The following is a 26,406-nucleotide window of genomic DNA, read 5'->3' as shown; positions in this document are numbered from 1 at the left end:
CTTTTACGTTCAAGTAGGAATTAGAATAAATGAACGTCATCGCGCAATCTCAAGCTACAGAACACACTCTACTTCAAACCTCAAAAGCTAAGTCGGTTTTCATTATGCTCGACCCGTGCCTTCAGCATCGCTCGAATGATCATCGAGTCGTTGCTCTACGCAACGACAGAAGCAATGCGATGGATGTCGTCCGATATTATCTAGATGCTGGCTATACGACTACATTAGTCGCCGATTCAAAGCTGTTCCCGACTCAAACGGCTAGATTAATGAAAAGCAACTACTGTGGAAGTCGTGTTCCAATGTTAGATAGCGCGACAGGGATTTACTACAGCCTAGAGAACTTTAGAAGCACTGTGACTTATCTAACCCTTTGCAACTCTCTATCACCGTGCAAAGAGACATCGCAGTGGCTTTCCAAGCAATTGATTCGTACTGTTCCTCTGACAAACAGCACAACCGAGGCATGTGTTAACACCTTTCTGTCTGATTTACAGGGCGTTCAGAGTATTGAGTTATTGAGAGCTGCACTTGATGAGCAACTCGAACAGAATCGCAATAGAGTGCGAAAGTTCATGTCTCCGACTCTTCAAACTAAGACCATCACCGTTGATTCATTGCGCTCTCCGCTGTGCTCACAGCTTATCAACGACAGCAAAACTCTTGCAGTAAGAGCGGCAACAGGCACAGGGAAGACCAAGCATCTATTTGGTCCATTAGCGAAAGCGGCTCGAAGCAAAAACAAGAAGATCGTTTATCTGTCTTACCTGACCGCACTGGTCGAACAATACTGTAATGACAATCTCGCAGTCAGCTACAACCAAGATTTATGTGAGCTAGAACAGGCGGATGCAATGGGGGTTGTTGTAAACAGCATTTGGAAATCTCATATTCGCTCTGTGCTTAATCAGGCGGATATTCTTATCATTGATGAGTTCGAAAAAGTACTGACGACTGTCGTATGTTCTGAACCCAGTAAACAGTTACCAAAGCAACAAGTTTTTGAAAGCTTGTCAGAAGTCATTCGTAATGTCCCACAATTGATTGTGGGTGATGCAGATCTTTCAGACATCAGCTTGAGTTACATCAAAGAGTTAAGAAGCGAAGTGACACTATTGGATTGTAAAGAAAATCCGTACTCTTCAATCAAAGCTGTGATCACAGATAAAAACCAGTACCTCTCCAACGTTTATCTCAAAGAGCAGCTTACTAAGAAAGATAAAGTATTCCTGTTTGACTCTCTCGTCACACTTCGCCAGGTAACCCAATCACTGGGCTATAAAGATTCTAATAGGCTAGATTGTGAAGAAGAAGCACTAAAAGACGGGGTCTTAATTATTCACGCTCACAATAAAGACATGCCTGCTCAAAAAGCCTTTTTGGAGAATCCAAACGAAGAGATTAAGAAGTATAACGCAATCATGGCATCTCCTTGCTTAAGTTCAGGCTTTTCAATTACTACGCACTTTACTAACAAGGTTGTGGTTTTCTGCGATAAGACACTAACACCGTTAGAGCTGATTAATTTCGCACGTCGATTTCGTACAGCAAAACAAATTTGGTTTGCCGTTGATGCATACAAAGATTTCATTACGCCACATGCCAAAGAGACGACGTACAAACCAACAGTCCATGTCCAGCCAACTGACAAGTTGAACATTGCATTCAACAACGTTAAAAAGCGCTTCTTCGCTCCTTTAGCCTTACATTTACATTTAACGTTGGAAGAACTCGGTTTTATGACTACATCGGCCCCATCCTCTTTTACAGCACAACTGTTTGCTCAAAAGAGTGCTACTCTGGCAGCCAAAGCGTACAAAGAGTTAGAAGTGCAAGCGATTGTATCCTCACCTGATTTAACTCAAGAACAAGCTTCCTGGTTATGGACTAAAGACAGAAGGACGTCTTCTGATAACGCTTCTTTAACTAAGTTTCAGATCAAACGGGATTACGGAGTGAAAAAAGTTACAGAAGATGACGTTAACTTCCACTTCAAGTTCTTAGCCAATCGAAGTGTGTTTGATTCATTCCCGTTCGTGAATCGCTCTAGTGACAAAGTGGAAATCGAAGACAAGCACCATTGTGCCGCGATGTTCATCTATGACAATATTTTGAGAAAGTATGGGTTTTCTGTCGATGGTGACGCTTTTTGGATTCACAAAGACGATGTTCGCCAGATTGTAAAAGCCTGCTATTTGAAGCAAGATGTATTAAACTGGGCTTTTAAAGATGGCTTACACATTACCAAGCCTCTTCATCAGGAGGCAAAACCAAACAAGGCGACGTCATACCTGAAAAGACTCTTAAACTCATTAGGCTTCGAAGTTGGGACATTCCGCAGCAGTAGCAAGAAAGCAAAAGTAGAGCTGCATAAAAACGCTCGTAATTATGCTTGCTTTAATACAACCCCATCTGAAACTACCAAATCCGCAGCTTAACAGCCAACACTGCCCTGCTACCACGACACTCAGAAGGTAGCAGGGAATATCCCCTATCAAATCATAATCTTACTTAATTCGAATGAGAGCCTCCCACTCACAATCATTATTCATACACAAAAAATCGTAATTTAATTAGTATTTATTAGTTGACTGTTAGCAATGTGATGTCTAATATACTTTTAACACATAAATACTAAACGATTTACGATTCAAGGAGGTGGTATGTTATCCAAGCAATGTGCAGCTATGTTTGCAGGCGCTCCCAACTCTTTCTTCAACAAAGAGGTATCAGGAACACGTGAAACGTATAAAGCACTCCGCGCATCAGATCTTAGCTCGGATGGCTATATAGCGACTGAAGGGTTACAAGATATCGAAATCAAGGAAGGGAAGCAGATCGGTAAATTCCTGCTCAAAGCAGGGGATGTCGTCTTGTTAGCTCGTGGTCAGTCAATGCGTTGTTGTATTGTCGATGAAGACGCAGCGAAACTAAACCTTGTGGTTACTGCAAACTTCATAGTCTTGCGCCTAAAGGAAGAGCATTCTGGTGAGTTTTTGGTTACTTACTTTAACTCTCCTATCGGAAAGCAAACTTTAAATAGTCCGAGCATTTCCTCTTCAACTAATGCGGTCAAGAGTATTTCATTAGGCTCGTTAAAGAAGCTGGAACTACCTTTCCCATCGATCGTTAAACAGCATCAAATCTCTACTTTGTTTCATTCGCATGTAAAGGCGAAAAGAGCTGCAATGTCTTTAATTGAGGAACAAGAGAAAGCCGTACAGGCGAAGGTTCTTAATTGGATGTGGGAGGAATAACGTAATGGTTAACTATAAGAAATCACTATGGAAAATGTTAGACCACTGCCGAGGTTCTGTAGAGGTACGTGATGGTTTAGATGTCATTGCGACTATTGCCGCTGGTGCATCCTTAGCACCTGATCAATTCGATAAAATTAAAGATATGGGAGCCAGTACACTGGTTCCTGAAATTAAAAAAATGGTTGATGGGGTGCTCTCGCATACCTTTGAACCAAGCGTCTCTTTATCGAAGCTACCTGATCAAATTGTTGTCGATATTGTTTACACGCTATCTGAATTAGAAGACTTAAAACCGTTGGCATCAGCTATCCGAGAGGAGTTGACTGAGAACGTGGGTAAAGCATCAGGAGAGTTTGGCAGCTCTCGCTATACAGAAGCATTGTTGCCAGCACTAATTGGCGATGTTCACGATAAGAGCCTACTAGATGCAGCTTGTGGCCTAGCACGTATGACTTCATTGATTGAAACAAAACATTGTTTTCTTCAAGAGTACGTGGCTTCTACTGCCAGCCTTGCTCAACGCCTCTTAATCATCGAAAACAAGAATGCGGAGCTTTCCATTGGTAACAGCTTACTTGAGTTAAACCATCCCAAACAAAAGTATGACCTTGTTGTTATGGAGCCACCACTTGGCTTGCGGTTAGATAGTGAAATTAGAGAGCAGATAGCAACACTTCCATATGTTCTTGATTTGAAAAAAGCACTGCCAACATCTGCGGGAGATGCATTATGGATTCAGTTTGCTTTGTATCATTTAGAGAGCAAAGGCAAAGCTTATCTAGTGCTGCCTCAGGGCTGTCTGTTTAGAGGTGGATATGACGCTGAAGTACGTGAGTATCTGCTTGATAACGAGTTGGTAGACAAAGTCGTAGCTTTACCATCAGGTTCCCTAAACCATACCAGCATAGAGCCAGTGTTACTGATCTTAGATAAATCTAAAGAAAAAGGCTCACCTATTCGTTTTGTTGATTTGAGAGATATCGGCAATAGAAATAGAACAACAGTCACCTTAAATGCAGAGGATCTTAAGTTAGCTCGAAGCCTTGTGAATGGTTCCGAAGATAGTCCTAATGCAAGAAATGTAACGGTTCGAGAAATCAGACAGCTTGAGCATGACAACTCAGGCAATAACCTAAATGTAGCCCATTACCTGTCTGCTGAGGAAGAGCTTGTATTGCCTTCCGTTGAAGTTCAGATGATGGCGCTTCAGCAATCAAAACAACAATTCGAAGAGACTCAAGAGGAGTTATTCGCACTACTAAACCAATAACGTAAGGGGGTACTAAATGTTAAAAATCACTGTATCTATTGAGACACAACTACCAAAAGCAGAGTTTTATACATTAGCAAGAAACAAACATTATCGTATAAAAACAGCGAATCAATCCTTTGAGTGGCTCCCTGTTCCAGAAAAGCTTTTTTCTGATTTTCAGCACCAGTTTGAGAATGTAGGAACACGAGAAAAGCAAAGCAGGAGGAAAAAAGCTCTGAGTGCAATCGTACAAGCGGCTTACCTATGCGCTATGGGTGTACGTCCTCTTCAAGCAACAGAAGAGCTGTACTTGTGTCATAACAACGTGATGATGACGTTCAAAGTAACCCCTGAAGTTAAGTCAATGTTTTTCCATTGGTTTAAGGATGTAAGGCAAGATAAGAATGCAAAGTCGCGCTGGTATATCTTGAACGCTTTGGTTTACTACGCATGGCTTGCAGCGAAACACCCTTAGTTTGACTCTTTATGACAGTAAGCAGCTTAAGCAAGGCTGCTTATTGTATAATACCGACAATCATCTATGACCTCCGCAGCGCGGAGAAGTGAACGACAGAATACTATGACAACCGAAACAGTAGAAAAAATCAGCCTTGAAGAGCTAAAAACATGGCTTTGGGGCAGCGCAAACATCATGCGTGGCACCGTAGATAGCTCAGACTTCAAAAACTATATCTTTGGTCTCCTGTTCTTAAAACGTCTTTCAGACGTATTTGACGAGCGTGTAGAGGCCGTGATGGAAGAAGAAGGTTGCAACGCTGAAGAAGCAATGGCACTCATTCAGGAAGATAACCCAGAGCAATTCGTTCCTGTGTATGCACGTTGGAACAAGCTGATCGAAAGAACGGAAAATATTGGTGAGTACATCGATGAAGCCTTTGCTGAAATCGAACACCAAAACCCATCACTAGAAAAAGTGCTTACCGCCATTCAGTTCGGTGATAAAGAGAAGCTCAGCAATGAGTTACTAACTCGCCTACTCCGTCACTTTAACCAACACAAGTTGGGCAATAAAAACCTCTACAAAGCCGACCTACTTGGTGATGCGTACGAGTATTTGATTGGTAAATTTGCTGATGATGCTGGCAAGAAAGGTGGTGAGTTCTACACCCCTCACGAAGTGGTAGAGCTTATCGTTAAGCTGATTGACCCACAACCAGGCCATGAAATTTACGATTTGACCTGTGGGTGTGGCGGTATGTTGGTTGAGTCAGCTCGTCACATCAAAGAAAACTACGATAATGGCACCATCATGGGTAAGCCTAACTGTAAACTTTACGGTCAGGAGAAGAACCTAGGAACATGGGCAATTGCCAAACTCAACATGTTCTTACACAACCTAGATGGCGACATTAAGCGTGGCGATACACTGGTAAATCCATTACATAAAGATGGCGAAGGCCTTCAAACGTTCGACCGTGTCATTGCCAACCCTCCTTTCTCTCAATCAAAGTGGTGGGAACCACTAGAACTCAATGATGGTAAAATCATTGATGGAAAAAGTGGTAAAGAGAGAAACGTGAAATACAGCACTGACCTTAAAGATCCTTATGGTCGATTTGGCCTTGGCGTTGCACCGAGGACGAAAGCAGATCTAGCCTTTGTTCAGCATATGGTTGCCTCAACGAAAGATGATGGTCGCATCGGCGTTGTCGTCCCTCACGGTGTACTTTTCCGTGAAGGTGATGAGGGTAAAATTCGTAAAGGTATGCTTATCGGCAACGATGAATTTAAAGGCGACTTGATCGAAGGTGTCGTTGGTTTGCCGCCTGCACTTTTCTTCAATACAGGTATTGCGGCTGCGGTTTTAATCATTAATAAAGACAAACCTGCGGCACTGAAGAACAAGGTTATTTTCGTTGATGCTTCAGCCGAGTTTGGCGAAGGTAAAGCAATGAACTATCTTCGTGAAAGTGATATCAAACGTATCACAACCGAGTACAGCAAAGCGAAACAAACTTTAGTTGATGCAGGAGAGCAAACGGAAGATAGACTTTCCAATCTACTGGACTCAGTTTCAGTGGAAAAATACCTAAGAGTAGTTGAACTTGAAGAGATTGAGGCAAACGATTTTACTTTGAATATCAGTCGCTATATCGACACGTCAGAGGTTGAGGAAATTATAGATGTAGAAAAATGCCTTAATCATCTAAGAAATATCGAAAAGCAGCTCCTTGATACTGAAATTCAAATCTCAAAATACTTATCTATTTTAGGATTGGAGAAGTAAATCGATGCTCAAAAAGTCTCCTTATACACTAAAAAAAATTGGTCCATTGATTGATCTACTAAGCGGGTTTGCATTTAAGAGCAATGAATTTTCTGACGTCGCAACAACAGAACAGCACATACGCTTGCTTCGTGGTATCAATATTACAGAAAATGCTATAAGAAATAACGATACTATCGACAAATTTTGGTTTAACTCATCTACTGACCTTGATAAATACTACCTTAAGGAAGGCGACTTAGTCATTTCAATGGATGGTTCAAAAGTGGGCCGAAATTATGCTCTTGTATCACCTAAAGATCTCCCTAGTTTACTCGTCCAACGAGTCGCTAGAATTCGTGCAAAAGAAGGCTTACATCTACCGTTTTTACATCAACTAATAGGATCCAAGATTTTTACTGACTATGTTGATAGCGTAAAAACAAGCAGTGGAATCCCACACATCAGCGCAAAACAGATAAAAGAATTTTCAATACCTTTGCCAAATATTGCGATTCAACAAAAAATCGCAGAAGTCCTTTCAACTGTCGATAAAAAAATCGACCTTATCGACCAAAAGATTGCAGAAACCGAAAAGCTTAAAACAGGCTTAATGCAAAAGCTGTTTTCAGAAGGTGTTGGTATTCAGGACGAGAATGGGGAATGGCAACCGCATACTGATTTTGAAACAGTGGAGGGAAGTCAAATCCCTAAAGGTTGGCTAAAAACCACTTTATCTCAGGTAATTAAAGTTAAAAGCGGTGACTCTTTGAGCAAAAAAAACATGGAAGAAGGATGTATTCCTGTCTTCGGTGGAAATGGGATTTCTGGATATCATTCGAAACCTAATTTCAACTCACCACAACTAGTTATTGGGCGAGTTGGTGAATATTGTGGAGCAGTGCATATTACTCCCGAAAAGTCATGGATAACAGATAATGCACTCCTTGTTACTGAAACTTTGATCAATGTAAGTTTTGAATTTTTGTATTATTTATTGGTTTCCGTAGATCTGAATAAATACGCGAGCCGAAACGCTCAACCTCTAGTTTCTGGTCGAACTCTCAATTTAGTAACTATAAAGGTTCCACAAGAAGCAGAGCAATATGAGATAGTAAATATATTATCCACTGTGGACAAAAAACTAATATTGCTCAACAGGCAGATGGAAGAGACTCGGAGACTTAAAAAAGGCTTAATGCAAAAGCTACTTACGGGCGAATGGCGAGTTCCTGTTGAGGAAACTGAAGCCGCTTAGCAATTGCTTCATGATGCCTTCAGGCGAAGGCATCTGAAAAGCAAAAAACGTAATTTAAATGAACAATAAAAAATGAATAACAATAAATAAAGGAATAAGGTATGTCAGGTCAGGCTGAATCATCGAATCCAGAGCTAGTTGGGGTAGAACGCCCAGCGATTGAATGGTTAAAAACCCTTGGTTATCAGCACATTAAAGGTCGAGATGTAGAAAAAACGCACAAGACTGAGCCTGTTATTCTGGAGTCGGTGTTAACTGACAGACTACACGCCCTTAACCCTTGGCTCGCCGAGGTTCCGAACGGTGCAAGCAAAGCAATTAAACAGCTTAGAGACATATGGTTTGAGCATAACAGCGACTTAATGCTGGCTAACCATGCGTTCTGGAAGCATGTTCTGTTTCAATCGAACCTGCAACAAAAAGACAAAAATGGTCAGCCTCGTAGCATCCGTTTTATCAACCAAACTGGTGCCGAGGGTAACTTATTCCATGTGGTTGATCAGTACGTTGGCAAAAATGCCAACGATGAGCTTTTTAAGCCAGATTTATTGTTATTCATTAATGGCTTACCCCTTGGCTTGATTGAGTGTAAAAACAGCTCAATTAAGCTAAGCAAAGGCATTGCACAAATTGATGGCTACCAAGGCACTTTCACTCAACACTTTGCCTTTAATATGGTTTGTGCCGCCATTAATCGCAGCCAAGCCAAGTATGGCGCGATCTATGCGCCAGAACAGTTCTATCTGACTTACAAATTTGATCCGAAAAAGCCTGACGAGAACATTGTTCTTACCGAATTAGAAAACCAATTAGGAAAGAAACCTACAGAGCAAGACAAGCTACTGTGGGCATTATTCGAGCCTTCCCGCTTTGTGCGTTTAGTCTGTTTCTACCCTATGTATGAAATCGAGAAAGGCGTCATGATCAAGAAGCTGCCACGTTACCAACAGTGGCGTGCAGTAGAGAAGACGCTACTCCGTCTACAGGGTAAAGACCCACAGCTATTAGGCCAAGAACTTGGCGGCGTGGTTTGGCATACGCAAGGAAGTGGTAAATCACTGACGATGGCGCTACTTGCCCGTTTAATGCGAGCCGAAATTTCTGGTTTCAATAACCCAAGTATTTTGATTCTTACCGACCGCACTGACCTTGACCGTCAGATCCACAATACCTTTACTAATGTCGGTCTTGAATCGATTAAAGCAGACTCCGTCGCTGGGCTAGAAGCCATGCTCAGCAATGACTACGGCACCATTTTCACTTCGACCGTTCAAAAGTTTCAAGAGAGCGATGGTAAGCAGATACAGGCCGCAAAAGAGTCTGAAGATGAGGATTCCATTGCAGACTCTAAAAGTCGTGTCAGACGCGTTTTGAGGAGGGATGTTTCTGGGCAAGAACAGTGCTGGATTTTAAAGGAGAACAATGTTCTTCACGGTCAAACCGATGCTAATGGCAACCCTAAAAAAGCCAAATGGGAACTCGTGAGCGAAGAGAAAGTTGATTTTCGTGTTCTGAGTACTAAGCCAAACTTCTTCGTGATGGTTGATGAAGCTCACCGCAGTCAGTATGGATTCCTTGCTGCATTCATGCGTGCTTCTTTACCTAATGCAAAGTTCATCGCATTTACGGGCACCCCGCTTTTTAAAGACGATAAAGAAACCCTAGGTACATTCGGCGGTAAAGAATACATCGATACTTACCGCCTCGACGAGGCGGTTGCCGATGGCGCGACACTGCCTATTAAATATCTTGAAGGTATGGCGCAATGGGGAAGCGATGGAAAGCTAAAACAAGCTTTTGAGGATGAATTTGGTAGTGAGCCTTTAGCCCGTAAGAAAAAGCTAAAGCAAGAATTACTCAAAAAACGTCGTGGTGCTATCGGGCGTATTGAGGAGAATGCTCGCCATCTCGTCGAACATTTTCTATCAAGCGTGAAACCTCGCGGCTTTAAAGCCATGCTGGTATGTGACGGGCGTGATATGGCTGTTCGCTATAAAGACGTACTGAACAAAATCATGCAGGAGCGTCAAAACAAAGGTCTGCCGACCTTTGAAAGCCGAGTGGTTATCTCTCTCGGTAGTATGACAGATAAGCGCACAGGTATTAGTGAACAACAAGCTCACTATGCATCAGGCTCAACCTCAAAACTTGAAACTATCGAAGAGCGTATCAAGCGGGAACTCAAACAAGGCCAAACACCGATAGCCGTACCATCTGAAAAGATCCCAAGCTTGGTGAATGATGAATTTAAGCTGCCTTATGGTGATGAATCCGCTAATACTAAAGAAGAAACCAAGTTTAACAACATTGGGTTAATCATCGTTTCTGACATGCTGTTAACTGGCTGGGATGCGCCTATTGTTAGCACTTTATATTTGGATAAACCGCTAAAAGAACATACTTTGCTTCAGGCTATTGCTCGTGTAAACCGAACTCGAAAAGGTAAGAAAGCAGGTTACATTGTCGATTACTTCGGGGTGGTTGAGTACCTAGATGAAGCGCTGAAAGTTTATGGGGGTGACGTACAACCCGATCAAGTATGGACGGACGTCGAAGCGGAGTTACCACGTCTTCAATCAGCTTTGACAAAAGTGTTAGACATTCTTCCGAAAAAGCACAACCCAGTAAAACAACCTGAACCTTACAAAGAGGATGCCGATCTCTACCTAGACCCAGATACTCGTCTAGATATTGTTGAAGATTTCCTCGTTGCTCTCGCTGGATTCAATAGCCGCTTAGATATCGTGTTACCCGACGAACGCGCATCTAAATATCAGCCTTACTTCAAAGTACTGAATGAGATAAAACTCCAACTGCGCAACAAAATGCCTGAGAGTGCAGATACGGTTCGCATCACCGCATCTGAATCTGAGCTGCTTAAAAACATGCTCGACGAGCATATAGAAGCGAGTGAAGTTAAGAGCTTGCTAGGCAGCGAAGTTTCAATTCTGGATGCTGCGGATATGGATCTACTCCGCAAACAGAAAAGTGCAGGGAGTGCAGCGTTGGTCATGAAGAACAAACTCAAACACACCATTAAGACGGGGAAAGGTAAAGATCCTGCCTTCTTTGGTGACTTGGAAGAAGAGCTAGAAAAGCTTATCCAAGATGAACGTGAAGGACGTATTGAACAAGCTCTATTCCTGGAACAGCTAGAGCTTTTTGCTCAGCGTGTTCGTGATAAAGATGCAAAGCCATCTGAAATGGGCTTGGGAACAGCAACAGAGCGAGCCGTGTTCAACTACCTAGAAAAGCAGGTAGAGGAAGCTGAAGCTCTGGCATGGACTAAAGGCATCTTTAGCCACCCTGATATCGCTGAAGTCATGTTGTCACCGATATGGAAAAAGCAGACTGATATTCATAATGAGATCAAAAAAACAATCAGAACGATTTTACGTGGTCTTGGCGGCTGGGATATGACAGTAGCACGTCAGCACTCTGCTGAAATTTTCAGTATTATGCTGAACAACTGATCCTTTGCTTCATCAATGACGAAAGAAACATATGCCAATTTTTCAATACGGTACAACTGAAATCGAGTGGGAATTTAAGCTCGACTCAAAACTCAGTCACCACTACGTTACTGTAGAAAGAGGGAAGAATGTTCTTCTCAGAGGCCCAAGTGCCTCTGAGGATGAGCAACGAGAGCTGATTCGTTACAGAGCAAGATGGATTAAAGAGCGCTTAGCGGAAGTCAATCAACCGTTAAAAGAAGAAATCGTCACAGGTAGCCGAGCGCCTTACCGTGGTCGTTCTTTCTATTGTGAAGTGATCCCCGCGCCAGAGTTATCGACGGTAGAAGTAAAATTTAACCAAAGCCGTTTCAAAGTTCTTTCTCCCGAAGGCCACTTCGTCAGCCGTGAGCGATTCAAACCAGCGTTGGAGCGTTTCTACAAACAGAAAGCCTTAGAAAAAGTTGCTTCTCGCTTACGCTATTGGCAGCAGGAAACGGGCATGCAAGCCACAACTTTCCACATAAAAAAGTTTAATGCACGCTGGGCTAACTGTACCGAGAACAATGTTCTGGAGTTTCACCCTCGTTGCATGGAGTTTTCCAATAAGGTGATGGATTACATAATCCTTCATGAGCTATGTCATACCGTAGAAAAAAGCCATAGCAAAAACTTTTGGAAACTAGTCGCCAAGTATTGTCCTGACTGGAAAGAGCTGCATGAAGAGGTAGAGCGTTCTGGGATGGGGATCTAGCGGAGTCTACTGCACTTTGAAAATGCCAAGAGGCACTGCCCATTGCTCTAAATCTTTCACTCGCCCTCTACTCACGACTTTTTATTCGCTAATTTAATTGAATAACTTTCATCTTTTAGGAACCTAGCGAGAACAATGTTCTCGCAGTATCAAACTTAGGTGTTCAAATAGGTTTATGATACATACACACCAATTAAAACCACTCAACTAACAAATTTTAATTCAATATAGTTTTTAATGTTTTTCATTATACATAAAAAACTTTTTAGTCAAGTTGAAAAAACTCTTGATTAAGAAAAAACAATCTAATATATTAAATCCCGTAGCAAGAAGCAGAGCTTCTATCTAGAAAGTGGCTTAAAGATATATTTAAACTAATATTACTTCATCTTCAACAGTAAAAGTAATTTCTTCCACCTCACTGGTGGCTTAAAGAAAAATTAGTTTTAATACAAGTAAATGTATCACTATTTTATCCGCTAATAGATGGTTACTTCCGCGCCAACTGGCGGTTAAGCGTTGGATAAAAAGGTCGAGTTTATCTCGGCCTTTTTATTATTAATTGCAAAACTACTCTTCAGGACTTTTAATTAATTATATTTTTAGAAGGCTAGTTGTTGAGTATTAATTATTAACTCCACAAGCACTACTCTCTGAAAGTCTCTCTTATTAAAAGAAAGGTTCTCTGACTTATCATTCGGAACATTGTTCTTCCACAGTTTTTTATTGATTAATCAAATACCCAATCTTTACTATTTTAGGGTTAGCATAAGAACATTGTTCCGAGTAAAGAGCAGTTCACTCTCGATATGATTATCAGGCATCAATTAGCAGCTTACTCAAAACTAGCGAAAGATAAGACTTCCACTGAATGTCGGCGAGAGAACCTGGTATTATTTGATAAGCTAAGCGAGAACAAGGTTCTTACAATATCGTTTAAACTTCTTAGCTAATAACTACTTCTGGTAGCTCTAGGTATCATGGAACATTGTTCTCATTGAGTACTTTCCGTTAGTTTCTTATTCCAATGGCGCTTAACCGTTGGGATCGAGATGCCAAGAGCATTTGCTGTCTTAGATTGACTCAGCCCCCTTGCCCTACATTCTTGGACTTTTTGAGTAGTGGTTAGTGCTTCTGGTCTACCAATCCGCTTACCTTCAGACTTAGCCCTAGCCTGACCTTCTAGCGTCCGCTCTCGAATTCGGTTTCGCTCAAATTCAGCAAATGCTGAGAACATTTGCAGCATCAATCGTCCTTCAGCTGAGCTTAGATCAGCGGTTGGCAGATCCAGAGAAATTGGTGTAACGCCCTTCTCTAACAGCATACTGATCGTATGCTGAACATCGATGTTATCTCTGCCAAGTCGATCTAGCTTTAATACAACTAGTTTGTCCCCTGGCTCTAGTTTATGCTCAATCAACATTTTGAACTCACGTCGTTCAGTTGCAGGCACACTACCAGAAACTGTTTCATGTACAATTCGGTGTTCTTGAACATCGTAGCCAGCATTTCTGATAGCTAAGATCTGATTTGACACAGTTTGCTCGCTAGTCGATACACGACAATAAGCGAATGTCCGTCCCATACTATTCACTCCTTTTGGCATCACAATTGGTATCATCAATCGGTTGGGTATCATAAAAATCCGAACCCTACTTTATGAGACCGCAAACACTTCATTCCCGTCTGGTATCAGAAAACGGATGTTTGTTGATACCACAGGGATGTTTACATTTCGCTAAAGTTGACTAGTTAAGTCAATAATTTTGGCAAACCACCTTTGCCTTAATAGAAATCGAGAAAATAAATCAATACTCATAGGTAAATATCATTACCCTAAAGTTATTTATATATAATTAAAAAAAATTCAGTTTAAAAACACCTTGACATTAAAATCCAACATGAAAAATTAAATTTTATTTATTCAATTTTTCATGATATAACTATTATAACTGTTATAACTATTATAAAGTTATAATTCTAATATAAGGTTGTCCTTTTAAAAAATGAAGTTTAAGACGAAACAAGCTTAAATTATTGCAAAAATTCTTCTGCCACCATTGACACTTTCAATGCCTGTATTGACACATTGATTGCCAATCTTGGCAAATTCTCTTGCCACCTGCTTTAATGACGGAATTTTTAAGGCTTTCACTATTTGACTAACATAATTCAATAGGCTTTAACGTTGTGTAAAAAAGGAACAACGTTAGAATACATTGAATGTTTCATTTTTTCTTGACTTATAACGGTTACAACCATATAAACCAGGAACTCGACATTCTTTCTTTTCTTTAATAGATTGTCTTTTTGAACGAACTTGTGGAACACTGTTCTTTTCATCTAAATTAATAGAATTCGCTCTACGCAATGCTTCTTCATCGGAAATGTCGTTATAAACGACTTGAAATCTATTCGACTTAGTTTCACGTTCTTCTTTTGAAGATAGATAACTCATTTCACGATTACGTTTAGAATAAACCAAAACTTGAGACATATCGACAACCCTTTTGATATATATAGATAAATCCAATGGCTATTATATTTATCAAGTAATATTCTCTTTGTAAAGGACCTTCAATCACTATTTTAAAAATCACATTAACATTTAATTATTTAATAAAAACCGTTTGGTTTTTTAATTATTAAATTAGAAAAATAATAATTAGTTAAACTTCTAACTAAAAATGAAAAAGATCAGATTCTGGGCTATTAGTGTTGCGATTTCTCTCCTCAAAGAACCACATATTCATCACCATGAATTCTCGGTTAGGATCCTAACCGAGAATGAACATTGGAGTCTGGCTGTGCGCTTAGTACTGCTATTTTCCTAGCCTAAAAGTAACCATATTCATCCCATAAATTCGGAGTTAGGATCCTAACCGAGAATGAACATCGTATCTGACGATTAGTGCTGCCATTTCCTCACCTCAAAGCAACCATAATCATCCCCATAAATTCCGAGTTAGGATCCTAACCGAGAATGAACATCGCATCTGACGATTAGTGCTGCCATTTCCTCACCTCAAAGCAACCACAATCATCACTACAAATTCCAAGTTAGGATCCTAACTCGGAAAAACCAATCAGGGATCAGGAAAGGTATTAACGACCACCAACTACTATCTTCAATCAAAAGTGTACAAAAATATATGTTATACTTACTTTTTATGAACACTTATGAGCATTGAAGTGAAGATTGAGGCTGCATTAGAACGCCTGCATAAATTTGATAGGCGAGGTATACACGTTTACCGAAAAAGTGACCTCAGGAGATTATTTTTTGATGATTCACTTACAGCATTCCAGCAAAGTTTACCTCGTTTGGTGAAAGCTGGAGTACTAGAGCGGGTGTGCAACGGTGTTTATGTATTCTCATACAGTCGTCATAAGGACGGTTATACAATTGAATACATTGCTAAATGCTTGCGACGAGGAGAATACAACTACATCTCTCTAGAATCGGCACTCTCGGAATACAGTGTTATTTCCCAAGTAATGCTTGATCGAATTACGATCATGACGACTGGACGTAAAGGGGAGTTTAGGACCCCCTACGGCGTTATCGAGTTTACACATACGAAACGTGATGATATTGACATTATCAGCAATACAATAACTTCAGATCGTCCCCTGCGGATTGCTAGTAAAGAGACTGCCATTCGAGATTTGAAGAGGGTTGGCAGAAACACACACTTGATTGTAACGGATCACGATTAGGCAGATGCTGGCACTCCCAAAAACCACACAACTCACTTTTGGACAAAAGTGAGTTACTACCACCAACTTGTTTCTAGGTTTCAGATAACTTCTCGTATATCAAAAAACCAAATTCGGATCAGTCCTCGGTGCAAATCAGGGAGTGAAGAGGATTATCTTTGGGTGCAATTTCACTCTTTTACTACAGCTAAAACCAAACGTCCGTTACCAAGAGTCTGCCTGTTAAAATAATATTTTGTAAAATCTCTAGGCAATTTGGCCACCTATCATCATTTATTCCTTAGCTCTTGCCTTAAACTATGGTGAAACAAAAACTTTCAACTCAACATCATTATCATGCGCAGTCGCTAGCCAACTATTTAATAATTGAAAAGCTTGTAAGGTTTCGCCATTTGCCTCTGAGCCTAACTTTAATTGTTGCTCAAAATGGGCAGCCGAAAAGCTATTGGCAGCAACAATCCAAATTTCCTTTTTTACTGCTGTTGAGCGTCTTCTCATTGCAACGGTATCCCACAGCTCATTTAGTTTTTCTAATCTTTCTTGCTCGTTTTGAGCCGTAAAAATAACCCCTTGGAAAACTCTAATTCTTTCAGCGATATTTTGAGCAGATTCAGGAGTAGGCCAAGCCGTATGAAGCCTATTCCAATTTGAAGGCTTCAGTTCAGTATCTCCACTAATTAGCATTTCAATATTTTTTATGGCTTGCGCCCCTACTTCAGCAAGTGCTCCTGCTGATGAACGCGGGTTTATTGCACTGCCACATTTAACATGAACAAATGCTAACTTGTTTTTTGACGATACAATAAAGTCAGCAGGTTCGGTTCCCATATCCGTGTTAATCAGCAAGTCTGCATCAGGTATGTAGGGAGCAAATGGACCTAGTTCGCTTTTTGTTGGGTTAGCCAAGCCATTAGCTTTTAATTGATCCAATAAATAGAAAACCGAATCACTACTAAAGCCTCCATCGACAACCTGATGAGCACCATCTTTATATCCTTTCTCATCTAAGTTTGCGCCAACAAGAGACTCTAGCCCGATAACAACATTGGCAAGGTTGGAAGCACCTAAATCAAAACTATCAGCCACTGGAAGCGTTAATTGATAGAACTTACAATTTGAATAACTTATCCCATTAGCTAAAAGAGCTTTATGTAAGTGCTCGTTGAGAAAATCAGTTATGTCTTGCTGTTCTCCACCTTCAAGTAAATATGTTATTTCCGTTTCTGGTGCAATTTCTAGATAGGGTTCTTCTTGATTAAAGTTGACTAAGATTTTACTTTCCTCAACACCATCAACAAGCAAAGTTCCGTTGTCATAAATTAAATACAAAAACGAATTGTCGAGTGTATATTGTTCCCCTGCTATAAAAATACTTATCGGAAACTCAAACTCTGTAAAATCAAAAATCAAACTGCAAGCTTCAAAATTTTCATCAACAGATATTGGCTTTGCATATGAATGCACTAAGGCGTTCTTTATATTAATATTTGCAGATATGACGTTATCTATATCTGTAAGCCAATCATTCAGATCACCCAAAGTAAACGATGACTCTTTTTGATCTGAGATTCGCCCAGAATCTGCACCTACATAATAACTACCTTTCTTTTTATTGAGTTGGTCATAGATATCACAACGCATTGTGGCTAACCGATACGAAGCATTAGCTTGCATGTCAGCCATTTGATCTAAGTTTCGTCCTTTTACCGCAATGCTTTCAGGACGTTTTCTAGCAGAACTAATCGATTTACTACTCGCTTCTTTCGTTGAGGCTGATTCACCTAATGACATTACCTTAAGCAATTTATCGAGAGACACAGCAGAGCCGAGTTTCAAATCTTTCTCACCATTAAACCTGCGTCCTCGGCTATCATAAATTGCAACAACGTTATTTGAGAGCTGTTTATACAATGTTATTTCTAATGAAGGCTCAAAGAAAAACTGGTCTGTTAAAAACCGAGACTTATTGAACGCGATTGAGATAACACCATGAATACCAGATTCTGTAGAAAAGACTCTCGCGAGTTCACCAGCATTGTTGCAGCGCCAGTATAGATGGTCTGATAAAAGCTGAATACTGAAGCCTTGCGACTGATTTAAAAAACAAATTGATGCCGTAGGGATATTAAGAGAGCGCTCAGGTTCAAACGTATTAAGGTCAAACTTACTAACAAAGCGGTTGCCGTAATAACTAACATCAGGAAATGCTTCTAAGTAACGCTCAATCAACTTATTACTGTCTAGTGATGCTATGAATCTTTTAACTGAATCAGCACTATCTAGTGAACGATCAAATTTTCTGTAGTTCTGCCACATTTGGCTATTTGCATCGTTTTCAATCTCCAAAATCTTAGGCTCAATATCACCGTGTAGACGAACTACTCTTCCGATGGTTTGAACTAGTTCCCGACCACTATTAACTGCATAGGCTAAAACCAATAACTTCGCTTCTGGAATATCGACACCTTCATCTAGTTTCCGCTGGTGAATAATGACTTGGTAATCAGAACCTTTAAGGTTCGCTGGCACGGAAACTTTTACATTATCTCGTTCATCTTTAGTAAATTGTTCATGTATTGCTAATACCGAAAAGTCATCGTTTAGCAAATCGTAATAGCTTTTAATATCTTCGAACTTTTCACATTTGATAATGCACTTTGTGCCATCATTAGCGTCTAAGAAGTCAGTGATTTTCCCACTTAATTCATCTAAAGTAATTGACTCAAAAGTTGGTTCTTTTAAAACACCATCTGCAAGTGCTCTTTCAAAGGTATAAATATAGCTAGCGTCTTCGGTAACGTCGAATTGATACAAGTCATTCCTGTACGGGGTCGCTGTTATAACGACTTTATGAGCATCAATACCGCGTACCAATGTGCTCCATACGGGAGAAGGTTCAGCGTGCCCCTCATCAATAATAATAAGATCAACATCTTTCTTTAACCGCTCAAGCTGAGTACTATCGAAAGTTTGTAGTTTCTGGAAGGTGGAAACATAAACGCCGTTTTTAGAGGTATCATTTACATCACTATAAACAGCCTTGCGCTTGATAACCTCACCTTCAACACGATCACTAAAGAACTTCCCATCTATTTCTTTAAAGAGTTGATCACATACAGCACGTCGATGACATAAAACCAGCACCCGCTTTTGGGTTGCTTTGTGAGAGACAATACTAATTACACCCGACTTACCTGCACCCGTTGGCAAGCTAATAAGGCAAGAGTTCGCATATTCATTTAACGGCTTTTTTAAGTAACTTAACGCCGTTTGAATACTTTCTTGCTGGCAGTGTCTCAGACTTTGCCACAAATCTTCATTAACGATGAAACCACTTACATTCATTTAAACGTCCATGTTATTCTTGATTTGAGTCAACAGCTAAAGTTCGCCAGCAAAAGCTTACAAAAAAGGCCTACTTTACAGTTAACACTTAACTCTAGGGAATCCCCAGATAATTTCTCATACAATCAATATGTAGACGCGCATAGTGCTGTTTGATCTAATCAATTGCGCTAGGAAAAACTAGAACAAAACCATGCGCAACATTACCATACTGCATCAAGCGCCACTGATTTTTGCCCACTTTAGCATTACTAAAACTAAGTATGTTGTCTGGTATCTCAAACTTGTTATGGGGCACCAGTGTGCTAGCAGTGATCGTCCTGGCACGCCTCTCTCTGGATAGAAACGAGCTAGAGTACAAAATCTAGCCCATTCTATTAATATTAGTGCTAACAACTACAGACAAAATATGAACAAACATTGACTAAACAACTACTTCAAGTATCTTCGAAGCATTTTGACTCATAAGCATTTTTTTGATGCTTTCTACATCAAGTTGTTCAGTTATCAAGATATCAGCAGCTTCAGATCTCCACACCAAGTCACCTGGCTCCTGAAAGGAAGTCCTTAGCCTTCTGATTACATCTAAGACCTTTCTAGACCAATCTTTAAAATCACTTAAGCTCCAATACATGACTTCTGCCAAATGAGGATGCCCACCACTTTTCACTTTTGTTACTGGAGACAGTAATATTGGAATGATTTCTACCTTATCTGAACTACATGAATCAACGTTCGATCTTATCCAGTTGGGATGAGTTGCTACTTGCCTTGCCTTAGTCGCATTTAATGTATCACTTTCAGCATTGGCGTGGTCTTCAAACACAAAACACAAATCAGCTAACTGCCACCATGGGTCAGGGGACGCATCGACCTCGACTTTATGAGCATCAAACCCAATGTGCTCACCTAGCAACCTATGTGCTTCTTCAAACTCTCTGTCAGAGTTCAAACCTTCCCTAATTTGTTTTTCCCTTTGAGACAACTTTCTATCATGCATACACCCAAAAGAATGTAATAATGACTCTATATTCTCAACTTGCTTCATAATTAACAAGTTCTTAGCTTCATCGGCTGCCCCTTCGACAGTATTTGTATATCGACTTAAACCAACTAGCCAAGGGATGTCTTTTGCCGCTTTTTTCGCTCGTATAAAGTGCTCTCGCGCTTTAATTTGCGCGTCAGAATACCCATGTTCATTAGCAAGGTATGCAGCTGAACCAGCCAAGTATTCCCACAAAGCTCTATAACCTCGCAAATTTCCCGAAGCTAGAGTACCCAGTATTCTTTCCGCTTGGTTCAATGCTTCTTCGTAATCATATGACCAAAGAGCTTTAACATATTCGATTTCCGAAGGGACGCTACTTGCCAACTCAGCAATTCCAGGGAAGTTGGTTTTCGATTTAGAAGCTCTGAGTTCAACGATTTCACCGTTTACTTCTTCCCAATCCTCACCATTCTCAATAAAAATTGAAAAGTTTTCGACTAGGTCGCCAAAAGTGCTATCTATCGATTGCTCGACACCGAACTCTAACTCAGCTTGAAGCTCTGGATGAAAGTAATGTCGGCGAGCAGGATCAGCCAAAAAGTCTACAAGTTCAGACCCATTCACAACAACTGCTGAGTAATCTTCCAATGATCGGGTGCATCGACCAATAGCCTGAATCACTCTAGTTTGTATTCTCTCATTGAAGAGAACGTTAGCACCAATCCTGGACATCAAGAACTGCTCTTGCAAGTTTACAGTTTTCGGCAGCCCTTCAATAACTAATAAGCGACATTCATCTCCTGGAAAATCAATACCATCATATCGATTAGCAACGACAGCTGTTGCACTTTTACTGCTAATAAAAATACTCTTTGAGTCTTCTATATCACTAGCTTCAAAGACTTTTAGCGTGGTTTGGTCATTAACGGTGTCTTTTATCACCTTTGCTTGTACTTCACTTGGTACTAAGACCAAACTGCGTTCAGTTTTCTTGAGTAATTCCAAATCAAACTTCAAACAATCATCTTCAGCTAAAGAAAGTGATGGAAAAATAAAAAACCGACGACCAACACCTTGAGTATCCCAGCCTTCAGGAGTAGCTAGTCGATAAATATTTTTTCGTCCTAAGAGCCTCTCTAGGTCACCTCCTTCACCTAATGTCGCTGACATAAATATACGTTGTTTAGCATTATCAAATGCAGGGTGAACCCAGGTCGGCGCAATCAAAGGGCGAAGCAAGAACCCCTTAGACGACATATATAGATGGCACGCATGAACATTTGCCCTAAGCATTGACCAGGAGTATTTTAGCTTCGTGCCGTCCGTGTGCTCATCCAGAACATCTACCAAATCATCCTTGATTTTATGTAGGATAGGCGTTGGTAACTTATCAACCCAACCCTGATCATAAGGGCTTTCCCAACTACCAGCTAACCTTGAATAGCTTGTACCATCTAAATAAGGCCGAACTAGCGAACATAAAGCTTCGTGAACAACTTTGTGGTCATCATTAAACCTTTCAACCTCTAATGACCATAGCTTTGAAACATAGTTTTCTGCCGCATGTGCATCATCAACAATTATGATATCAGGGTCTTCAAAAAATGGATTAGTGTTGAAAACGCTACTGTATGTTGTAACAGCAACTGCCATTCCCTGCTTGTATTTTGCGACAGAACTAGGATCATAATTTGCCTTTTTGCCAGTAAAGCCTAAAACGGACAACCCATACTTGGTTTCTGCTTGTTCGACAACTTGATTTACTAATTGTTTAGTTGGGCAGAGATAGACAATTTTCTCGTTATTCTTTCGACGACGCCATTCAGCGATTAATAAACCTACTAATGTTTTTCCGCTGCCTGTTGGTAACTGTAAAGCGACATCACGGTGATTTTCAGCTTCTTCTGCATATCTTTGCATCATCAACTGCTGATGAGGAAGAACATCTGGATATTTGCGTCGAGGTAGCTCCCTAAATAACTGGTCAGGGCTTAACGAGGCTACATGACGCGCCCCACGCTTTTTAAAAGCCATAACTATTCCTTTTATGTTCTGAAATCTTTAATCTTACACTTAGTATGCCCTAAGTAGATATGCACACGATCACTAAAACAATGAAAGGATATCTATCCACTTTTCCTTTCAGAACAGCATCGTATACACTAGGATTCTATTACTTCGTTCTGAGAAGGATAGACTCATGAAAGCTCGCATTGGGGTTACATCGGAAGATCTCATTCGTAGGCACATGATTAATTTGTCCGCAGGCAACATTAATCATAGCAAGCATCTCCCCACATTTTGGTTCACGTCACTAAATGAAGCTTCAAAGCTACTATGTAATGAGAATATCGAACTAATGCTTCTGATCAGTAGAGAAAAGCCTGAAAGCCTAGCTGAGCTTGCGGAGATTAGCGACCATCATATCCGCGAACTCTCACGAACACTCGACGACTTATCATCAAAAGGATTCATCCAGTTCGAGGAAAAAGGCAGCGCTTGCCGCCCTATTGCTGTATTTACTGACTTTGAGATTATTCTCGGCAAAGAATTAGAGAATACACTGCAAGAAAGCTATTGTGCATGATGTCCATCACTCGTTACTGCGGCGCATGCCGCTTAAAAAGCACAGCTTTATGCTGTGCAGCCTCAAATAGGGGTTATTCTTAATACTTTCCGTCTAGGTCAACCTGCTCGTCACCAATGATCTCTTCCAGCTGCTCTGTGAGGGCTTCAGTTACTTCAAACTACCTTGCCTGTGTTGGTAGAGATATCGTAATCGAGCAAGTCAATAATCCCATTTAGCGCAACGTCACTATCATTTAAGTCGGCTTGCTCATAAAAATGCCTTAATCACGATAGTACAATTACACTCTCGCCAGCTTCAGAGAGGTTGCCTCATCAAAACACCTTTACCAAAAACAGTAAAAAACAAATAATTTCATACAGTTAAAGACAACTAAGATTTAGACACTAAAAGTTAGTGTCTAAATCTTAGTGCCGAAAAATTAAACAACACGTCCAATGATTACCGTGTACAGAAGTACCCTTCAAGTAACTTGAGTAGAAGTGCTTAGCGTATATGCTCACTTCTCTAAGCCAAATAACCGATGTACCATCGGATAGTCAATCAATCTTAAGGTTATAATAGTTTGAAGTTTTACGTTGTTTCTGACCTACACCTGGACACTCACGGAATACGCCGCGACTTTTGGCATGACTTCGATAAAGAAGCCACATTGGTCGTTGCTGGTGACACAGCGAACGGCCTCTCATGCATGGCGTATGTGAAGAATGTACTTTGCCGCCACTTTAAGACTGTGATAATGATTGCAGGAAACCATGAATGGTATAGCAATAAGAGTAAATCCTACCGCCATAGAAGTACGTCCGTTGGGTGCAAATCTAGTGCTAACTCTGACGTTCTCAAAGATTCTAGTGGTTCCGTACTAGCCAAGCTTAAGGCTCATAGTGATACAACTGAAAACCTGTTCTTTTTGAATAATGAGTCAGTTGATTTAGATGGATATAGCATTTATGGGGGAACTCTTTGGTTTCCTATTCACACATACTCGTCTACACTGATTGATGCGTACTCAGAACTGATGAATGATACAAAGTACATCAGCCATCAAATGATTGAAGAGCAGCACAAAGCATTCATTAACAACTTTCCAGAGAAAGTTGATATAGCAATATCTCACCACCTTCCATCTAAAGAAGCTTTTGCTTTCGAGCAAAATGCCAGCAGCGATTATGCTCCGTATTATCATGCAGGGTTGAGTAATGAGTTGATCTCAAGAGCTAGGTATTGGGTGGCAGGGCATCAACATGATGCTGTAGAGAAAGTCATTGCTGGCGGTAAGACCACATTTATTTGTAACCCCAAGGGTTCTGTCTGCTTAACCAGTGGAATACTTACTAATAAAGCTTATTACCTATAAGAGCTAGACAGCAAGAAACTTCGGCATCTGAAAGTCCGTTAGGGCTTTCTCGCTGCGATAATTGAGCACCTTGCCAAGCAACCAATCAGAAATGATGCATAGATTCATCACCTCCCTTCACAATCCCAACACTATCATTCGCACAAATACACACATAACACTTTTACGCGCATAAAAGTGTTATTTAATACATTTTTATGCGCATTTAAATGTTAACGCTTGCATTTTATTGCGCATTTTTGTGTAATAAACAATCGACCAGATAAGCACTTTAACTGAGGTGGCTAGATGAAACGAACACTACTTGAAAACCTACTCACCTGGAAAGACAAGCCGACAAGGAAGCCTTTGCTGATTGACGGTGCTAGACAAACTGGTAAAACATTCCTATTGCAGGAACTATTAGGAAGTACATTCGAAAATGTCCTAAGAATCGATTTTCTAGAAAGCCCTGAGTTAATGGAAGCCTTTTCAGGCTCTCTAAACCCTGATGACATCATCACCAACATTGAACTCTTAACAGGAGAAATCTTCGAACCATCGACAGATCTCCTTATTTTAGATGAAATTGGTGAATGTCCAAGAGCGGTCACCTCTCTTAAGTACTTTGCAGAAAAGGCTCCCAAAGCTTATGTTGCGGCCAGTGGTTCAAATATCGGATTGCTCACGTCCTTTCCCGTTGGAAAAGTTGAGCAGCACAACTTAAGGCCACTGACTTTCAGGGAGTTCTTGTGGGCATCTGGAGAAAAAGTACTTCAAAAAGCATTTGACCAAAAGCTGAACTCTTCAGCGGCTCATACAAAATTAATCGAACTACTGACCGATTATTATTTTGTTGGCGGCATGCCTGAAGCCGTAAACTCATGGTTCGAAAACTCAGAACTCAGTATTATTGAACGCATTGAAGCCGTATCTGAAGTCCATAGGAACTTAATTGAGGGCTACATGCGTGATTTCGGAAAGTACTCTGGAAAAGTGGACGCACAGCTAATCGAATCTGTATTTCGAAGCATTCCCGCTCAACTATCTTCGGTATTCGACGACTCCGTTAAACGGTTTAAATTCAAGGGAGTTCACGAACGCAAGTCTCGCTATGCTGAATATGAAAGTGCGATCACATGGCTTCACAAGTGTCGGCTTGCTTTAAAAAACCATCCTATTGAAGGACAGCCTCGTTCTCCTTTAGCTGCTTATCAGAAGGAAAATACAGTTAAACTATTTCTCTTTGATGTAGGGCTATTGAACCATATGCTCGGGACTGGTTACCGTGAAATCAAACAGCAAGGCTATGAATACAAGGGATATGTCGCTGAAAACTATGTTCAACAGGAAATCGCTGCGCTAGGCATTGAACCAAGTTTCTCTTGGGGAGACGCAAGAGCAGAGATAGAGTTCATTATCGCTGATGACCTAGGTCGTATCGTACCTGTAGAAGTAAAAAGCGGTAAGCGAACCCGTGCGAAATCATTGCAATCCTACATCGAGAAGTGCAAGCCCTACAAGACAATCAAACTTACAGGCACTCAAGGCTCTCCAGCAACAGAGAAAGAGCACATCGTTATGCCGCTTTACTACACCGAATACTTACTTGATCACCTCAGAGATCTAGATAAAAGCTAAGTGAGTAAGAAAATACTCATTAACATCTAAGAATCAATGTTATGAGTAATTTTTTACTCATAACATTAATAACTAATTCATAAGCTTTAGAGGATCTGATGAAGCGAGGCTGCTATGCATAAAAGTGATCCAGAAAAAAGAGAGTCTGTAGAAGAAGTCATAGCTCGTTTAAGGGCCAATCGAGATGCACCTCACGAGATATCAGAGAGATATGTCGTTAATACATCGCCCAAAACTTCAATAAATCAGAGAGTCTCAAAAATCACCCCCTCCACTCGTCCATCAGAACGCAAAACCGAGGCAAGCAAAACCATCAAGCAACTCTTGCTTGGTAAACTTACGCAAGGTCAAGCGTTGAAATATTTACGTATTAATATACTGGGACTCAAACAGGATGTGTTCGCAAAACTCGTCGGTGTTTCAAGAAAAACACTCTCAGATATAGAGAATGATCGGGGCAGCTACAATACAGAGATTCTCAACAAGGTATTCAAACCATTTGGCTTAAAAGTCGGACTACTCCCTTCTTCTCCCGATGCGTTAAAATCGCTATTAATGGATGGTGAGGATGGGTAAAATGCTCAGT

Annotated in this window: 17 protein-coding genes; 13 read left to right on the top strand and 4 right to left on the bottom strand. The window is 40.6% G+C overall.

Going from position 1 to position 26,406, the window contains the following annotated elements:
* Window positions 1-29: 29 nt before the first annotated feature.
* The 8 genes from L3V32_RS00430 (at window position 30) to L3V32_RS00395 (ending at window position 12,203) form a co-directional block, all read left to right on the top strand.
* Window positions 30-2,438 (top strand): hypothetical protein, encoded by a 2,409-nt coding sequence (locus tag L3V32_RS00430; protein ID WP_237283644.1) that lies wholly within the window; start codon window positions 30-32, stop codon window positions 2,436-2,438.
* Between the two features lie 225 nt (window positions 2,439-2,663).
* Complete coding sequence (locus L3V32_RS00425; RefSeq protein ID WP_049879909.1) at window positions 2,664-3,257, top strand: restriction endonuclease subunit S; 594 nt, start codon at window positions 2,664-2,666, stop codon at window positions 3,255-3,257.
* 4 nt (window positions 3,258-3,261) lie between these two features.
* Window positions 3,262-4,530, top strand: coding sequence for an N-6 DNA methylase (locus L3V32_RS00420; RefSeq protein WP_237283643.1), 1,269 nt, complete (start codon window positions 3,262-3,264; stop codon window positions 4,528-4,530).
* A gap of 16 nt (window positions 4,531-4,546) precedes the next feature.
* The gene (locus L3V32_RS00415) at window positions 4,547-4,987 is read left to right on the top strand and encodes a hypothetical protein (RefSeq protein WP_029861036.1); all 441 of its coding nucleotides are present in this window, start codon (window positions 4,547-4,549) and stop codon (window positions 4,985-4,987) included.
* 105 nt (window positions 4,988-5,092) lie between these two features.
* Window positions 5,093-6,760 (top strand): class I SAM-dependent DNA methyltransferase, encoded by a 1,668-nt coding sequence (locus L3V32_RS00410; protein WP_237283642.1) that lies wholly within the window; start codon window positions 5,093-5,095, stop codon window positions 6,758-6,760.
* Between the two features lie 4 nt (window positions 6,761-6,764).
* Window positions 6,765-7,997 carry a restriction endonuclease subunit S gene (locus L3V32_RS00405; protein WP_237283641.1) on the top strand — a complete coding sequence of 411 codons (1,233 nt, stop codon included), beginning with the start codon at window positions 6,765-6,767 and terminating at the stop codon, window positions 7,995-7,997.
* A 101-nt stretch (window positions 7,998-8,098) separates the two neighbouring features.
* Complete coding sequence (locus tag L3V32_RS00400; protein ID WP_237283640.1) at window positions 8,099-11,470, top strand: type I restriction endonuclease subunit R; 3,372 nt, start codon at window positions 8,099-8,101, stop codon at window positions 11,468-11,470.
* Window positions 11,471-11,501: 31 nt separating this feature from the next.
* Entirely contained in the window at window positions 11,502-12,203 is a 702-nt protein-coding gene (locus L3V32_RS00395; protein ID WP_237283639.1) for a M48 family metallopeptidase, read from the top strand.
* A 994-nt stretch (window positions 12,204-13,197) separates the two neighbouring features.
* On the opposite strand, the gene L3V32_RS00390 is transcribed toward L3V32_RS00395, so the two are convergent.
* Together L3V32_RS00390 and L3V32_RS00385 are read right to left on the bottom strand one after the other, a co-directional pair.
* On the bottom strand, window positions 13,198-13,788 hold the full coding sequence (locus L3V32_RS00390; protein WP_134647881.1) for a recombinase family protein: 591 nt from the start codon (window positions 13,786-13,788) through the stop codon (window positions 13,198-13,200).
* 624 nt (window positions 13,789-14,412) lie between these two features.
* On the bottom strand, window positions 14,413-14,700 hold the full coding sequence (locus tag L3V32_RS00385) for a hypothetical protein (protein ID WP_237283638.1): 288 nt from the start codon (window positions 14,698-14,700) through the stop codon (window positions 14,413-14,415).
* A gap of 683 nt (window positions 14,701-15,383) precedes the next feature.
* Here L3V32_RS00385 and abiEi point away from each other — a divergent pair.
* The gene (gene abiEi / locus L3V32_RS00380; protein WP_237283637.1) at window positions 15,384-15,923 is read left to right on the top strand and encodes a type IV toxin-antitoxin system AbiEi family antitoxin; all 540 of its coding nucleotides are present in this window, start codon (window positions 15,384-15,386) and stop codon (window positions 15,921-15,923) included.
* 297 nt (window positions 15,924-16,220) lie between these two features.
* Here the strand turns inward: abiEi and L3V32_RS00375 are convergent, their stop codons facing one another.
* Window positions 16,221-19,268 carry a DEAD/DEAH box helicase gene (locus L3V32_RS00375; RefSeq protein WP_237283636.1) on the bottom strand — a complete coding sequence of 1,016 codons (3,048 nt, stop codon included), beginning with the start codon at window positions 19,266-19,268 and terminating at the stop codon, window positions 16,221-16,223.
* A gap of 424 nt (window positions 19,269-19,692) precedes the next feature.
* Window positions 19,693-22,290: a DEAD/DEAH box helicase gene (locus tag L3V32_RS00370; protein WP_130349330.1), complete on the bottom strand. Its 2,598-nt coding sequence runs from the start codon at window positions 22,288-22,290 to the stop codon at window positions 19,693-19,695.
* Window positions 22,291-22,456: 166 nt separating this feature from the next.
* On the opposite strand from L3V32_RS00370, the gene L3V32_RS00365 reads away from it, so the two are divergent.
* The 4 genes from L3V32_RS00365 (at window position 22,457) to L3V32_RS00350 (ending at window position 26,396) form a co-directional block, all read left to right on the top strand.
* Window positions 22,457-22,843, top strand: coding sequence for a transcriptional regulator (locus tag L3V32_RS00365; protein WP_237283635.1), 387 nt, complete (start codon window positions 22,457-22,459; stop codon window positions 22,841-22,843).
* Window positions 22,844-23,408: 565 nt separating this feature from the next.
* Window positions 23,409-24,200, top strand: a complete 792-nt coding sequence (locus L3V32_RS00360) for a metallophosphoesterase (protein WP_237283634.1) — start codon at window positions 23,409-23,411, stop codon at window positions 24,198-24,200.
* Window positions 24,201-24,488: 288 nt separating this feature from the next.
* Window positions 24,489-25,820, top strand: coding sequence for an ATP-binding protein (locus L3V32_RS00355; protein WP_237283633.1), 1,332 nt, complete (start codon window positions 24,489-24,491; stop codon window positions 25,818-25,820).
* Window positions 25,821-25,934: 114 nt separating this feature from the next.
* Window positions 25,935-26,396 (top strand): helix-turn-helix transcriptional regulator, encoded by a 462-nt coding sequence (locus L3V32_RS00350; protein WP_237283632.1) that lies wholly within the window; start codon window positions 25,935-25,937, stop codon window positions 26,394-26,396.
* The last annotated feature ends 10 nt before the right edge of the window (window positions 26,397-26,406 follow it).

It is taken from the genome of Vibrio sp. J2-4, assembly GCF_021728155.1.
GTDB classification, from domain to species: domain Bacteria; phylum Pseudomonadota; class Gammaproteobacteria; order Enterobacterales; family Vibrionaceae; genus Vibrio; species Vibrio diabolicus.
Note: the sequence above shows the minus strand (reverse complement) of the source record. Positions and strands in the feature narration are given on the sequence as shown.

Excerpts from the sequence above, each read along its gene's own strand:
- L3V32_RS00430 (WP_237283644.1), top strand. The coding sequence starts at position 30 with ATGAACGTCATCGCGCAATCTCAAGCTACAGAACACACTCTACTTCAA.
- L3V32_RS00425 (WP_049879909.1), top strand. The coding sequence starts at position 2,664 with ATGTTATCCAAGCAATGTGCAGCTATGTTTGCAGGCGCTCCCAACTCT.
- L3V32_RS00420 (WP_237283643.1), top strand. The coding sequence starts at position 3,262 with ATGGTTAACTATAAGAAATCACTATGGAAAATGTTAGACCACTGCCGA.
- L3V32_RS00415 (WP_029861036.1), top strand. The coding sequence starts at position 4,547 with ATGTTAAAAATCACTGTATCTATTGAGACACAACTACCAAAAGCAGAG.
- L3V32_RS00410 (WP_237283642.1), top strand. The coding sequence starts at position 5,093 with ATGACAACCGAAACAGTAGAAAAAATCAGCCTTGAAGAGCTAAAAACA.
- L3V32_RS00405 (WP_237283641.1), top strand. The coding sequence starts at position 6,765 with ATGCTCAAAAAGTCTCCTTATACACTAAAAAAAATTGGTCCATTGATT.
- L3V32_RS00400 (WP_237283640.1), top strand. The coding sequence starts at position 8,099 with ATGTCAGGTCAGGCTGAATCATCGAATCCAGAGCTAGTTGGGGTAGAA.
- L3V32_RS00395 (WP_237283639.1), top strand. The coding sequence starts at position 11,502 with ATGCCAATTTTTCAATACGGTACAACTGAAATCGAGTGGGAATTTAAG.
- L3V32_RS00390 (WP_134647881.1), bottom strand. The coding sequence starts at position 13,788 with ATGGGACGGACATTCGCTTATTGTCGTGTATCGACTAGCGAGCAAACT.
- L3V32_RS00385 (WP_237283638.1), bottom strand. The coding sequence starts at position 14,700 with ATGTCTCAAGTTTTGGTTTATTCTAAACGTAATCGTGAAATGAGTTAT.
- abiEi (WP_237283637.1), top strand. The coding sequence starts at position 15,384 with ATGAGCATTGAAGTGAAGATTGAGGCTGCATTAGAACGCCTGCATAAA.
- L3V32_RS00375 (WP_237283636.1), bottom strand. The coding sequence starts at position 19,268 with ATGAATGTAAGTGGTTTCATCGTTAATGAAGATTTGTGGCAAAGTCTG.
- L3V32_RS00370 (WP_130349330.1), bottom strand. The coding sequence starts at position 22,290 with ATGGCTTTTAAAAAGCGTGGGGCGCGTCATGTAGCCTCGTTAAGCCCT.
- L3V32_RS00365 (WP_237283635.1), top strand. The coding sequence starts at position 22,457 with ATGAAAGCTCGCATTGGGGTTACATCGGAAGATCTCATTCGTAGGCAC.
- L3V32_RS00355 (WP_237283633.1), top strand. The coding sequence starts at position 24,489 with ATGAAACGAACACTACTTGAAAACCTACTCACCTGGAAAGACAAGCCG.
- L3V32_RS00350 (WP_237283632.1), top strand. The coding sequence starts at position 25,935 with ATGCATAAAAGTGATCCAGAAAAAAGAGAGTCTGTAGAAGAAGTCATA.